This window comes from Mucilaginibacter endophyticus (assembly GCF_003351025.1).
In the GTDB taxonomy this organism is placed as follows: Bacteria; Bacteroidota; Bacteroidia; order Sphingobacteriales; family Sphingobacteriaceae; genus Mucilaginibacter; species Mucilaginibacter endophyticus.
Genome location: NZ_QPCG01000001.1, coordinates 1,447,945 through 1,461,088 on the forward strand (window position 1 = coordinate 1,447,945; position 13,144 = coordinate 1,461,088).

At 41.5% G+C, this 13,144-nt stretch carries 15 protein-coding genes; 8 read left to right on the forward strand and 7 right to left on the reverse strand.

Annotation, left to right across the window (positions count from 1 at the left end; translation table 11 throughout):
- Positions 1-163 precede the first annotated feature (163 nt).
- The 3 genes from DUL71_RS05790 (at position 164) to DUL71_RS05800 (ending at position 1,478) form a co-directional block, all read left to right on the forward strand.
- Positions 164-739, forward strand: a complete 576-nt coding sequence (locus DUL71_RS05790) for an RNA polymerase sigma factor (RefSeq protein WP_223818252.1) — start codon at positions 164-166, stop codon at positions 737-739.
- Positions 740-759: 20 nt separating this feature from the next.
- Positions 760-1,167 carry a hypothetical protein gene (locus tag DUL71_RS05795; RefSeq protein ID WP_114937146.1) on the forward strand — a complete coding sequence of 136 codons (408 nt, stop codon included), beginning with the start codon at positions 760-762 and terminating at the stop codon, positions 1,165-1,167.
- A 95-nt stretch (positions 1,168-1,262) separates the two neighbouring features.
- The gene (locus DUL71_RS05800) at positions 1,263-1,478 is read left to right on the forward strand and encodes a hypothetical protein (protein WP_114937147.1); all 216 of its coding nucleotides are present in this window, start codon (positions 1,263-1,265) and stop codon (positions 1,476-1,478) included.
- A gap of 4 nt (positions 1,479-1,482) precedes the next feature.
- Here DUL71_RS05800 and DUL71_RS05805 read toward each other — a convergent pair whose 3' ends face one another.
- The 3 genes from DUL71_RS05805 to DUL71_RS05815 form a co-directional block, all read right to left on the reverse strand.
- Positions 1,483-1,968: a M15 family metallopeptidase gene (locus DUL71_RS05805; RefSeq protein WP_114937148.1), complete on the reverse strand. Its 486-nt coding sequence runs from the start codon at positions 1,966-1,968 to the stop codon at positions 1,483-1,485.
- Positions 1,969-2,069: 101 nt separating this feature from the next.
- Entirely contained in the window at positions 2,070-2,558 is a 489-nt protein-coding gene (locus tag DUL71_RS05810) for a VOC family protein (protein WP_114937149.1), read from the reverse strand.
- A gap of 86 nt (positions 2,559-2,644) precedes the next feature.
- A complete protein-coding gene (locus DUL71_RS05815) occupies positions 2,645-2,800 on the reverse strand; it encodes a hypothetical protein (RefSeq protein WP_154402324.1) in 156 nt (51 codons plus the stop codon).
- A gap of 335 nt (positions 2,801-3,135) precedes the next feature.
- On the opposite strand from DUL71_RS05815, the gene DUL71_RS05820 reads away from it, so the two are divergent.
- Together DUL71_RS05820 and DUL71_RS31875 are read left to right on the forward strand one after the other, a co-directional pair.
- Entirely contained in the window at positions 3,136-3,801 is a 666-nt protein-coding gene (locus tag DUL71_RS05820) for a Pr6Pr family membrane protein (protein ID WP_154402325.1), read from the forward strand.
- Between the two features lie 120 nt (positions 3,802-3,921).
- Entirely contained in the window at positions 3,922-4,068 is a 147-nt protein-coding gene (locus tag DUL71_RS31875) for a hypothetical protein (protein WP_154402326.1), read from the forward strand.
- A gap of 92 nt (positions 4,069-4,160) precedes the next feature.
- Here the strand turns inward: DUL71_RS31875 and DUL71_RS31880 are convergent, their stop codons facing one another.
- Entirely contained in the window at positions 4,161-4,361 is a 201-nt protein-coding gene (locus tag DUL71_RS31880) for a hypothetical protein (protein WP_112573682.1), read from the reverse strand.
- 110 nt (positions 4,362-4,471) lie between these two features.
- Positions 4,472-5,332 (reverse strand): glycoside hydrolase family 16 protein, encoded by an 861-nt coding sequence (locus DUL71_RS05825; RefSeq protein WP_114937152.1) that lies wholly within the window; start codon positions 5,330-5,332, stop codon positions 4,472-4,474.
- 609 nt (positions 5,333-5,941) lie between these two features.
- Here DUL71_RS05825 and DUL71_RS05835 point away from each other — a divergent pair.
- From DUL71_RS05835 to DUL71_RS05850, 3 genes are all read left to right on the forward strand, one after another.
- Positions 5,942-7,207: a metallophosphoesterase gene (locus tag DUL71_RS05835; RefSeq protein WP_114937154.1), complete on the forward strand. Its 1,266-nt coding sequence runs from the start codon at positions 5,942-5,944 to the stop codon at positions 7,205-7,207.
- 72 nt (positions 7,208-7,279) lie between these two features.
- The gene (locus DUL71_RS05840) at positions 7,280-7,492 is read left to right on the forward strand and encodes a hypothetical protein (RefSeq protein WP_114937155.1); all 213 of its coding nucleotides are present in this window, start codon (positions 7,280-7,282) and stop codon (positions 7,490-7,492) included.
- Between the two features lie 752 nt (positions 7,493-8,244).
- Positions 8,245-11,085, forward strand: a complete 2,841-nt coding sequence (locus tag DUL71_RS05850; RefSeq protein WP_114937157.1) for a TolB family protein — start codon at positions 8,245-8,247, stop codon at positions 11,083-11,085.
- A gap of 133 nt (positions 11,086-11,218) precedes the next feature.
- Here DUL71_RS05850 and DUL71_RS05855 read toward each other — a convergent pair whose 3' ends face one another.
- Both DUL71_RS05855 and DUL71_RS05860 read right to left on the reverse strand, forming a co-directional pair.
- The gene (locus DUL71_RS05855) at positions 11,219-11,968 is read right to left on the reverse strand and encodes a copper homeostasis protein CutC (RefSeq protein ID WP_114937158.1); all 750 of its coding nucleotides are present in this window, start codon (positions 11,966-11,968) and stop codon (positions 11,219-11,221) included.
- Positions 11,969-12,077: 109 nt separating this feature from the next.
- Complete coding sequence (locus DUL71_RS05860) at positions 12,078-13,088, reverse strand: glycosylasparaginase (protein ID WP_114937159.1); 1,011 nt, start codon at positions 13,086-13,088, stop codon at positions 12,078-12,080.
- Positions 13,089-13,144 lie beyond the last annotated feature (56 nt).

A 13,144-nucleotide genomic window follows, 5' to 3' on the forward strand; every position in this document is an offset into this window, starting at 1 on the left:
ATATTTATTGTGTTTAAACATCGTTTTGATTTGCGATGATGGTAGGCGGTATAACCCTGCTTTTGGTAATAAAAAGGAGGTTTTGGGGACGGTAGAAAATTTTTAAAAAAAATTTAAAATGTTTTTAAATCACAATCGTCTTTATCTTTAAAAGGAAAAGAAATTGACAACAGCGATAATGCCCCAGGACAAAAACAGCCACATCATACAAACAATTGCGTCGTATGGTAAAAGCCTGTTGGGATTTATTCGCCGGAGGGTAAAAAACGATGCCGACGCCGAGGACATATTACAGGATGTTTGGTACCAGTTTAGCGCTGTTATTAATTCTGAACCGATTGAACAAACCAGCGCCTGGCTATACCGGGTGGCCCGGAACAAAATAACTGACAAGCATAAAAAAAAGACGGAAACCCTGCTTGATGATATGCTGGCCGATGATGAGGATTATGACGATGAGGCACCGGACTTTAAAGCCATACTCCTTACCGAAGCTACTACTCCTGAAACCGAGTATTTGCGCAACCTTTTTTGGGAGCAGTTATTTTTTGCGCTGGATGAATTGCCCGAAGAGCAAAAACAGGTATTTGTTTGGCATGAGCTTGAAGATATCCCCTTTGAGGAAATTGCCAAACGTACCGGGCTAAATACCAACACCCTGGTATCAAGAAAAAGGTATGCGGTATTACACTTACGCAAACGGCTTGCCCAGCTTTACCAGGAAATTACAGAATATTAAAAATTAAGACATTATATAACATGAAACCATTTTTTTATAAAAGGCGATTTTTCTTCATCCCACTTGGGGTGATTGCCTGCCTGGCTGTTATCAGCTTTGTTGTGATGCAGCTTTGGAACCATTTATTACCCGATATTTTACATGTAACAGCCATTACTTACTGGCAGGCCATGGGCATATTTATACTATGTAAGGTATTGTTTGGCTTTGGCAAAGGCGGACCTAAAGGCGGAGGCGGCGCACCATGGATGCGCGGACGCATGGCCGAGCGTTTCAAAAATATGAGCCCTGAAGACAGGGAAAAATTTCGTGCCCAATGGGAAGACCGTATGTGCGGATGGAAAGACCGCGGCCATGGTTATGGCAGGTTTGACCGCGACTGGGACAATTTTAAAACTACAGCTAACGAAGAGAAGACAGCTGAATAAACCCAAAGCTTAAGACTTCGAGCAGAAAACTCATTGCTTTTTGCTTTGAGCTTTCTGCTTGAATTAATATTTATCTACCCTAAAAATAAATTACAATGGATGTACTGGTATTTGCAACAAGCGTACGGCAGAAACGGCAAGTGAGCCGGGTACAAAATCTGTTAACCAAAGTGCCCGCCATAGCCCAATGGAACTTTGATCTGGAAGATTGCGACAATATTTTACGTGTTGAGGCTAAAGATATTTCACCCCGTTATATCGAATCGCTGTTGCAAAAAGCAGGCATCCATTGCCAGGAACTGAGTTACTGATCAGCTATACATCCGTATAAGGATTGTAAGCATCATCAGGGTACCAGGTACCTGCAAACAAGGCATCTTGCCTTTTAATACGGCAGCGTTGTACATGATCGGCATCAATAAAGCTATGATGCTGATCGGGAGTGCCCCAATCCCCTCCCCATATCATTTTGTGGGCATGGGCCAGTTTACCTAAAAAAGCAAAGTTTGAATCCCATGAGGGATTGCCATGAACGTTAAGCACAATATCGCAGGCTAAGCCATAGTGGTGTACGCCCACTTTTTCTAATTTGCTTTTGCCTGTATCAAATAAATGCTTTTGCCGGGCCTGGCTGCGGTAAGTTTCAAATATCATCAGGTTTATGCCCTGATCTTTAGCGCCTGCAATAATATCAAAAACAAGTTGACGGGTAACAGGTTCAAGTAAGTTGGGATCGCTGATACACTCAACCGAATTGAACCTGCTATCTTTTGCAATAACATCCTGAAAAAAGTTTGACATAGCTGTAAGGAATAATCGTGAATAAATTAGGTTTTTTTGCTAATTTAGCTGATATTCAGATATTTGTCAATCCGTGAAAACACGGGGTGTAGGGGTAGGTGTTATTTTTTAGCCGGGCTGTTTATTTCTATCCAATAACCATCCGGATCCTGGAAATATAATTGCAGTACACCATCACCACGAAAAGTTGGTTCCTTACTATCACCCTTCCAGTTGGAGTAGGGGATATTCATTTGCTCAAGACTTTTTGCAAATTCTTTTACAGATGAAACCGTGAAGCAAAGATGTACCCCTTTAACTTGTTTTTCGTTACGTTCGGCCTGAATAACGTGAAGTTTTACATTGTTACCGAGGCTATACCATTGGTGTACGGTATCAGCAAACGGATTAGCAACTTTTTTCAAGTGCAGTACTTTGGTATAAAACTCGGTGCTTTTTTTAAGATTACTGGTGGTGATGGCTATATGATCAACCACAGGCGAGATATCAGTGCCACTTTGGGCTTTGCAAACCAAAGGTAAAAACACAGTTACAGCCAGCAGCAGTGTAGTAATTTTAACTGTTTTAATGATTGTTGATAACGACGTCATATTTTAGGATTGGTAATTTACTGGCCTAAATATATAGGTTTAGTATTGTGGTTTTAACAGTGCACAAATAAATTACACAAATCCATTCAATGAAAACTGAATATCAGTTTTTCTTCTTCGTGGTTAATACATTCGCTGTTGTGTACGTTCCAGTCGTTAATATCAATAAGGCCCGCATGGGTCTTGTAATGGCTGTCATCAACAGGGCATTTTACCACATATCCAACATCTCTTATCAGCACAATTATTGGCCTTGCACCGCAAACTTTGCAGCAGTTGCAATTAACCGACCCTGGTATATTTACATAACCCCTCATACTTCATCTGGCGTTTAATTAATTTTTAATTGCGATTAGTTATCAGGTCGTTCAACTTAATGAAGGTGTTTCTTCGTATTTTATCCCAAAAGGTTAATATTATACTAATTTAGAATAAAATCCTCCATAAAAATATATTACGTATAAAAAATGCATTAGGTTACTCACCCTGGCAATTTATTATATGTTTTGGGGTAATATTTATTTTGATCTTATTTTACCGGGATGTTTATGATAAATTTAAACATTGTAAAATAGCTATGGAGCAAGATAAATTATATAACAATTATACGGTTAGTGGCGGTAAATGGTTGCATATTGCTACTGTTAGTGTTTTATGGTTCGCGGTAATTTTGCAATTGGCCATAGCTATCCCCAATTATTTGCAAACAGGAAGAACCTTTGCCGGCACGTTGGTACAGCTATTTAGTTTTTTTACTATCCTTACCAATTTACTTGCAGCTTTGAGTATGATAGCTTTATTTAATATTAACAGCCGTTTGGGAAAATACTTTCTTCAACCTCGTGTTTTTAGCGCTATTGCTTTATATATTACTATAGTAGGATTGGTTTATAACCTGGTGCTTCGCAACCTGTGGCATCCTACTGGGTTATCTAAGCTTGCAGATGAGCTGCTGCATTCGGTAAATCCGGTTCTGTTTGTGGTTTATTGGTTGGTGTATATGCCAAAAGCAAATTTAAAATGGAGGCAGGCCTTAAACTGGCTTGGGTTTCCGCTCATCTACTCGGTGTATATATTTGTTCGCGGGAGCATAAGCCATTTGTATCCTTATCCGTTTCTTGATGTTGATAAATTAGGGATTCCCCAGGTTGCAATCAACTCCTTATTTATGCTTATCGCTTTTCTGCTTATTGGCTTTTTATTTGTTTGGATTAACCGGATCATGGCAAAACGTGAGTCCTGAATTAATGCCTGAGTCAGAAACCTTCACTGTAACATTCCTTTTACTACAGCTATGATTTTATCCTAATGGCATGATAAGTGGGTAAATAAATATATCTATTTAAAAAATAAATCATTTGCTATGAAATCCATTGTTTCACGCTCAATTGCGTTGTTGATATTAGCAGCCATGGGCTTTACAAGCTGTTCGACCGAGTACCGTGAACGTCGCAGGCATCGTCACGACGACAGGGTGCGGGTACACGAACGTGTAGTTGTACACAACTAAACAAAAGTAAATACAACAAAACAGGCCATACTTTATCAGCATGGCCTGTTTTGTTTATGGCGATTAAAAACCGGAACCTTTTTATCGGAAAATCAATCGTTCCAAAGGTGTTTGTGGTGAAGATTGTTTTCCAGTTTGTTTTTAATAAAAAGATCGTCTTTATGCAAAATGCAATCGCCGTGATTGATATCTTCTTCAGAAGTAACTTTAATGATACTGCCTGATATTTGTTCAACTATACTTGATAGTGTAAGAATTTCTGTGTCGGGTATTTGAACGGTTAATATTGCCATGGTAGATGATGTTGTTTTTTGATAATTCAAAAATATGGCAATAAAATTTACCTTGTGTTTTACGAAAGTAAAATTTAAATAACCTTTATTTTACAAATGTGTCAACAATATTAATTTGCGGTTTTAGTTACCAGTACCCAGTCGACAATAGTTTTAGCTTCTCCTGCTTTTATTTTATTGACCGAGCTTTCCGATATACCATAATATGGCTTGGTCACCTTGTTAACGCCACCCGGATAACCGCCCCCTAACGCGAAATTAAGAATGATGAATTTTTTGTTATCGAAAGCCCAGCGCCCGTATTTCTCAACCATAGCTTTGGTAACGGTGTAGGTAACTTTGCCGTCTACTTTAAAAATAAGGCTCTCCGGCGACCAGTCGACAGAATAGATGTGCCATTGCGTAACGTCAATACCTGCCGGGAAAAATACGCGTTTTGCAAGCGGGGTATTGCCAAAATAGTTAGGGCCGTGCAGTGCATGGCTAACCCAGCTTGAGTCGCCCACGGTTTCCATGATGTCAATTTCGCCGCAATCGGGCCATTTACCGTTGCCAAGCGCCCAAAATGCCGGCCATAAACCCGCACCTGAGGCCATTTTCATCCGGCATGAGGCTGTACCATATGTAAATTCCATTTTAGCACGCGTATTGATACGGCCGGAAATAAAATCATATTTGCGTTGTTCCTTACTGGTAAAACCCGGCTGATAAAGGGCCTTTAACACCAGGGCGCCGTTTGTAGCTCCTTCGTCTTTTCCATCAATCATATAAATGGTAGCGGCCGAGTCAACATAGGCCTGCTGTTCATCATTAACCGTGTTGCCCGTAACTTCAACGTTCCATTTGCTCCGGTTAAGGGCAGGTTTGTTAAAATCTTCAAAGAAAACAGTATCGGTTTTGGCATGCTTTTGCGCAAATACTTGCGGTGCTGTTAAAAGTGTTGCTGATAGCAACAGATGTTTTAATTTCATTTTTTGATGATGTGAGATGTGGGTTTAAAAGTATACAAATTGGTTGGCACGAATTTAGTATTTACCAATTGAGATCATAATTTTACAGTGATGTATCAGTTTTAAAATTAAAGGATACATTGACATTAATTATATTTATGCAAATACTCATTTTAAGGCCATGGGTAATAACACTGCAAACTTATATTTCAGGTCAAAAAAGGTTTCGTTAATAATATTGGCGGTAACGGCCCTCGTTTGTTCCAGAGTGCTATTCGTTTTTTTCAATGATCCCGAAGGCCCCAATCTTTTAATAATTATCGGCTTGGCTGCTGCTGTCTATTTGTTGTCTTGGGCGGTATACGTATTTGGCCCATTGAAAATAAATGGCTTTACGCGGCTTGTTGTGGTAATTTGTATTCAAGTACTACTGATTATCGGTCTCTATTTTTGTATGAAGTAATTTTCCGTCTCTCTTTCAGAAAGTCCATATATCGTTAGGATAAACTCCATCACCCGGAACGAAGAAAATATACCTCTCCCATAATTTTTAAGCAGAATCCATACCCGGTGCAATTTTACGCTTCAATTACCTTTACTTTTTTAAATTGCAGTCTTATATACATTTATATGCACAGTAGTGGCTTTTTAAAAGTACTTGCAATTATTGCGGTTATCAGTTTATTGTTTGACTGGTATGTTCACTCAGGTCTTAAAACCTTAACTGCCGATTGGCAATCAAACCTGTGGCGAAGTATTGTTTTGTGGGGATATTTAATCATCTCGATTGGGGTAACCGCTTTGTTTTTATTGGGATTCGGCGCCTTTACTACGGCAAACGGCATGCGTCCTTTTCACGAGTGGATGCTGAGCCTGTTTCTAACCTTTTTTATTACTAAACTGGTTTTTATAATTGTGTTATCACTGGGCGATCTTGGGCGTTTCTTCGTCGGGATTTTCAATAAGATCAATGGCTCAGGAAGTGTCAAGGGGCAAGCAGCTTTCCCTGGCAGACGTAAATTTATCAGCGAGATAGCGGTGCTTGTAGCTGCCGTGCCATTTACCTCGTTCTTTTATGCCATGTTTAAAGGCAAATACGATTACAAGTTGCATAAAACCACGCTTTATTTTGAAGATCTGCCGGATGCCTTCGACGGGTTTACCATCACTCAGCTTTCGGATATCCATTCGGGCAGTTTTGACAATACAGAGGCGATGCAGCGCGGTATCGATCTGGCAAAAGCTCAAAAAAGTGACCTGTTTGTTTTTACCGGCGATCTGGTGAATAACGCGGCCTCAGAAATTGAACCCTATATCGATAGGTTTGGACAGATCAAAGCGCCTTACGGGCAGTTTTCTATTTTAGGAAACCATGATTACGGAGATTATATTGTTTGGAACAGCGAGCAAGAGAAGGCTGCCAACCTGGATAAGCTTAAGCAACATCATAAAGCGTTAGGATATCGCTTATTGCTGGATGAAAATGTAACTATCGAAAAAGGTGGGCAAACTATCTCTCTCATTGGAATCCAGAACTGGGGGAGGGGCTTTATACAGGTAGGCGATCTGGATAAAGCGCTTCAGGGAGTACCGAAAGATGCTTTCAAAATACTGCTTTCACATGATCCCACTCATTGGGAAGAACAGGTGCGTTATAATTCAACCACCATTCATCTCACACTCTCGGGACATACCCACGGGGCGCAGTTTGGTGTGGAAATTCCCGGTTTTAGATGGAGCCCTGTAAAGTACCGCTATCTTGATTGGGCTGGTATTGCCAATGAAAAGAACCGGTATCTGTATGTTAACCGTGGTTTCGGCTTTCTGGCATTTTCGGGACGACTGGGTATCTGGCCGGAGGTTACCGTTATTGAGCTAAAGAAGAAGACCGTGTAGACTCATAAAGAAAATTGGTATTTATGGCAAGGTTTTTATGCTTTACTACGTAGCGTATTTAAAACCAAAATTATGGCAACCAACGATATAAAAAGAATAGGTAAACATGGTCCGCAAGCGCAACAGCGCAGTAATGCCTGGGAAGTGATGAGGCCTTTTGTGCATTTCGGTATTAAGGCTGTGACCGCTATGGCCCATACGCTGATTTACATTGTAAAACATATCCCCAAACCCGATCAGCTTAAACCACCCGAAAGAAAAAGTGATAAGGTAATTAAAATATAAATAGCAAACCCGGCAGTAAATGACCGGGTTTTTTATTGTAATAGCCCGAACCATTTAACAGAATAAAAAAATGGTTTATCGGCTCGCTAAAATTGAATAGTAGGGTTACTATCTACGCCTATATTTTTTATAATAATTTTTTACCACTTCTGATTGCTATAAAAGGTAACAGCCCTATCACAATAAGTGGAAAGGATAACATCATCAAAATACTGCCCCAGGTATGTCCCGGTTGCTTTGTGGCGAAGTGATGTTCTGCGCCTATGTATGCAATTCCGATACTAAAAAGTATCAGGATGAATCCGCGCAGTCTCAATTTCTGTACAATGTTCATGGGACTACTAATATATTGTTTCGGCAATAAAACGTAGTGATTGTTTTTTGACAAAAAAAAGAAAGACTTAAGTTTTCAGGAATCAAAAGTGCAGGCAAACGGCCTCCTGTTAGCTTTTAAAATCGTTTTACCGTTAATACACCCATATAAAATACCGTGTTTTCACGGATTGCGGCAATGTTTTTTAATAGCGACATTTAGATGTTGGTTAAAATGTACGCATACAAAATGCCATTGCTTATAACAGGCTGCTAACGTTGCCGATGTAACATTGAAACATATTTAAAACCTAAACCTTAACCTTGTCTTGCACCCGTCTGCCTGACGGGTGTTTTTTGTTTTATACCAGTTTTAATTAATAATCGTTGTGTAAGTGCTTTGTTGTTTAAGTAGCAATTTGTACTTACTTTCACCCTCAATGAATCATCTGTTTGCCGGTTATAAAACACTTCAAAAATTAATACTTCCTGCCCTGTTATTTTCTGCTACACTATCAAAGGCGCAGGTGTTTGGTGGCAACCCGCCATCAATAAAGTGGAAACAGGTAAACACACCACCGGCCAGGGTAATATTTCCGGCAGGGTTGGATTCAGCAGGGTTAAGGGTGGCAAATATCGTTCAGCAAATTAATGGCCTGGTAAGGCCAACAATTGGCTCTAAACAAAAGCAAATCAGCATTGTGCTGCAAAATCAAACTACCGTTGCCAATGGTTATGTGGGCCTAGCCCCTTTTAGGAGCGAGTTTTTTTTAACGCCCGATCAAAACAGCTTTGAAATAGGCAGTTTGCCATGGCCGCAGCAACTGGCCATTCATGAGTACAGGCATGTGCAGCAATACAATAATTTTAATGTAGGTCTTTCGCGCTTTCTCCGCATAATTTTTGGCGAGGGAGGGCAGGCGCTTGGTAACGATCTATCTGTACCTAACTGGTTTTTTGAAGGTGACGCAGTATTTAATGAAACCCTGGTGAGCGAGCAGGGCAGGGGAAGGCTACCTTATTTCTTCACCGGCTATCGTGCGCTATGGGCTGCCGGCAAAAACTACAGTTATATGAAACTCCGCAATGGCTCGTACCGCGATTATGTACCCGATCATTATCCGCTTGGCTATATGATGGTGGCGTACGGTCGCGAAAAATATGGCAGCGAATTGTGGAAGAACGTGACACACGATGCTGCAGCTTATCGAGGAGGGTTTTATCCTTTTCAATGGGCGGTAAAAAAATATACCGGCGAGAGTTTCCAATCTTTCTCAAATAATGGGTTCAGCTATTTTAAGCAGCAATTTGCTGAAGATGATACCCAACCCGCTGCCGAACGCAAAAGGCATTTTGATGCCAACAGGCAGTACCCGGCATTTGTGAACGATAGTACAATTATTTATGCCGAAAGTACCTATGATCATTTGCCTGCTTTCGTTATAAAAACCGGTAATAAGGAAGTAAAACTCAGCACCCGTTCTTATTCGTTGGATAGCTATTTTGATTATAACAACGGTAAAATAATTTATGCATCGTACCGGCCCGATTTGCGCTGGGGCTATCGAAATTATAGTGAGCTGATGCTGCTTGATGCGCAAACAGGTCAGGAGCATCGTATCACCTCAAAAGCAAAATACTTTTCGCCTGCTTTCAGCGCTGATGATAAACGTATAGTTGCTGTGCAGGTTGATCCATCTGGTAAAAGCCAGCTTCATATTTTAGATACCGCTGGGAAAGTACAAACAGAAATTCCGAACCCTCTGGGGCTATTTTATACTTATCCAAAGTTTTATGGCGACGATAAACTGATCTCGGCGGCCCGCGATAAGGAAGGAAAAATGGGGATAGCGCTAACAGAGATCGCTACGGGTAAGACAGCTTATATAACTCTGCTAAGTTTCCGCCCGATAGGCTTTATCGCCATAAAAAAAGATACGCTGTACTTTACCCAGACTGATGGTAAAAACGACAGGCTGTTTGCGATGATGCTTAATGATAGAAGCATTTTCGAGATGCTGCCTACCGGTAATTATACGGGATTAGGCTATTATCAACCGGTGGTAAGTGATGGTAAACTGGCCTGGGTTGGCTTTACTGCCGATGGGTATCAAATAAATCAGGCTAATAAAAAAGATCTGAAATGGATAGCCGCCGGAGGTGATTATGCACGTTACTTGCCCGATCTGGGTATCACAGCGCTGAAAAAAGACTCAGCGGCCAACCTGGTTGCAGGTATTGTTAATAAACCATTGCCGGTTACCAATTATTCAAAAGCGCATGGTTTGTTTAACTTTCACAGCATTATCCCTAACATCAGCGACCCTAATTATTCGTTCGCTATCACAGGCGAAAACGTCTTGAATACGTTTCAATCCGAGTTGTCTTTTGATTATAACACCAATGAAGGATATAAGCAATTTGGCTTCGATGCGATTTACGGGGCATTGTTCCCTTATGTTTCTGCCGGAGCAGACTACACGCTTGATAGGCGAAGTTTTTATAAAGGACAGTATGTTTACTGGAACGAAACCGCTGTGCATGGCGGTTTGCGTGTACCCTTAAACTTTAGCGAGGGCAAGCGTATAACCAGCCTGACCTTTGGCAGTGATTTGTATTTTAACAGCATAAACTTTCAGCAGGCATACAAAAACAGGTTTTCTGATAGGTCGTACAGCTATCTGAATAACTATATCAGTTTCAGTAATCAAACTCAGCAGGCGCAAAAAAACATCTATCCCCGGTTTGCGCAAAGCATTGGCGTTAACTATAAATCGGCAGTATCAGGCTCCGGCGCAACACAGTTGTTAGCTACAGGAAGCTTTTATTTCCCCGGTTTATTTGTGAACCACAACTTCGTGATCAGCCTGGCCCATCAGCAAAAGGGAAAAGATAATGTGATCAGTTTCTCTAATGATTTCCCTTTCTCTAAGGGGTATACTGCCGAAAATCTCGACAATATGAATAAGGTAGGGGTAACCTACCACTTGCCGATAGCTTATCCTGATGCCGGTTTTGGTAACCTTTTTTACCTGTTACGACTGCGTGCGGCCTTGTTTTTTGATTATACCCATGCTAATGCCGCTAACTTTTTTACCGATGGCAGCAGCTTTAAGCAAAATTTCCGCTCGGCAGGAGGGACGCTATATTTCGATACCAAATTCTTTAATCAAAACAGCATCACATTTGGTATCAGGTACAGCAGGTTGTTGGATGAGGATTTTTTTGGCGGTACCGGACGCAACAGGATTGAATTAGTGCTGCCGGTGACGTTTTTTTAATAGGTATCAAAAAGAATCGTCATTGCGAGGCACGAAGCAATCCCCTATTTGCAGAGTCGCTCTATATAGTTTGGGATTGCTTCGTGCCTCGCAATGACGATTCTTATATTAGCGCTATATTTATCTAAATAGCTTAACCGTTCGCCAGTCTTATCAATTCCTTAACCCGGTCAACGCCGGTAACATCAATGCTATATTCATCGCCTGCTTCGGCACTCATCATAATATGATCGTTATGAAATTTCATTTTGCTGGGTACCTTGATACGAGCAGATGAATGAACTTCTTTCGCGCCGGTAAAATGGATCAGATCGGCTACGTTGGCTTCACTTACGCCACTACCGGGCATAATGCTGATCCGGTCTCCGGCTTGTTCAACAAGTCGGTTTAAGTTGCTTGCACCTTCAATAGCTGTACTTTTACCTCCTGATGTAAGGACACGTTCGCAGCCCATTTCAATAATTTCCTCAAGGGCTTTATGCTGATCGGCGCACATGTCAAAAGCGCGATGAAAGGTTACGCCAAGTCCCCATTGCCGGGCAAGGCGCACCATTTCGGTGCAGCGTTCTATATCAATGGTGCCATCTTCATTAAGTATACCGATCACAACGCCGTCGCATCCGGCATCAATACAATACCTGATATCGGCCATCATGAGCTGATACTCCATATCATTGTACAAGAAATCACCTCCACGGGGACGAATAAGCACATATAGCTTAATATGGAGCAGACTACGGGCCATTAATATGGTGCCGTGAGAAGGGGTGGTACCGCCTTCCTTTAAATTTTCACAAAGTTCAACACGTACAGCGCCTCCCTCCTGGGCCGCCAGGGCCGATGTTACCGAATTAGCACAAACTTCGAGCGATACGGGTTGCATGTTTCTCTTTTATTTTTAGTTCATTGTTGGGTTCATAGCCGATAGATCATAGCAAAATCTATTCTTTAAAATTCTTTCGACAATGAACCATTAACTATGATCTGTGAACTTATTTATAATAACTCTTTCCTGGTATTAACAGGTCTTGTTGTTGTGCATTGCAAACGGCGTATGAAAAACCGCTTTGTATAGCGTAAGCACCATATTCGCCTTTTTTGTTGATAGCCAAAAAGCCTACCTGGATTTTCTTAGCGATCTCGGGTTTTTTGCGGATAATGCGGTTTACAGCTTCCTTACATGCATCCTCAGGTGATAAGCCCTGACGCATCAGTTCTACTACTAAAAAGCTGCCCACATTACGGATCACTTCTTCACCAACACCGGTTGATGTAGCGCCGCCAACTTCATTATCTACATATAAACCAGCACCAATAATAGGGCTGTCGCCAACGCGGCCATGTAGTTTAAAGGCCATGCCACTGGTAGTGCAGCCGCCGGATATATTGCCTTTGGCATCAATAGCCAGCATACCAATAGTATCGTGGTTGTATTTGTTGCCCGGCTTGCCACCATTTTCGATATTCATTACGGGGCTGTATTGAGCTTTTTTAAGCCATTCTTTCCAGATCTTTTCAGATTCCGGAGTTAAAAGTTTTTCTTTTTTCATGCCCTGCTCAACAGCAAACTGGGTTGCGCCTTCGCCAACCAGCATTACGTGAGGGGTTTTTTCCATCACCAATCGGGCTACAGAAATAGGGTGGGCGATATCTTCCATGGCAGCCACCGAGCCACAGTTCCCAAACTCGTCCATAATACATGAGTCGAGGGTAACGTGCCCGTCGCGGTCTGGTAAACCTGTTCTGCCTACGGTATGGTTGGTAATGTCTTCTGATTCGGGGATGCGTGCTCCGGCTTCAATGGCGTCGAGCGCGCGGCCTCCTGTTGATAATACTTTCCATGCCCCTTTATTGGCAATGATACCAAAATCCCAGGTGGAGATAACGATAGGATAACCGCCCTCGGGTTTGGATATGACAGTTTTTGCTATGGCAGATTGAGAAAGCGCTGCAAGTGAAGCACCTGCAGCCGATAATTTGATGAACTTACGGCGGTTGTACATAGCGCTAATATATAAAAAACAGACTTAAGTCCCGAGTGGTAAGTCTTAAGTCGAAA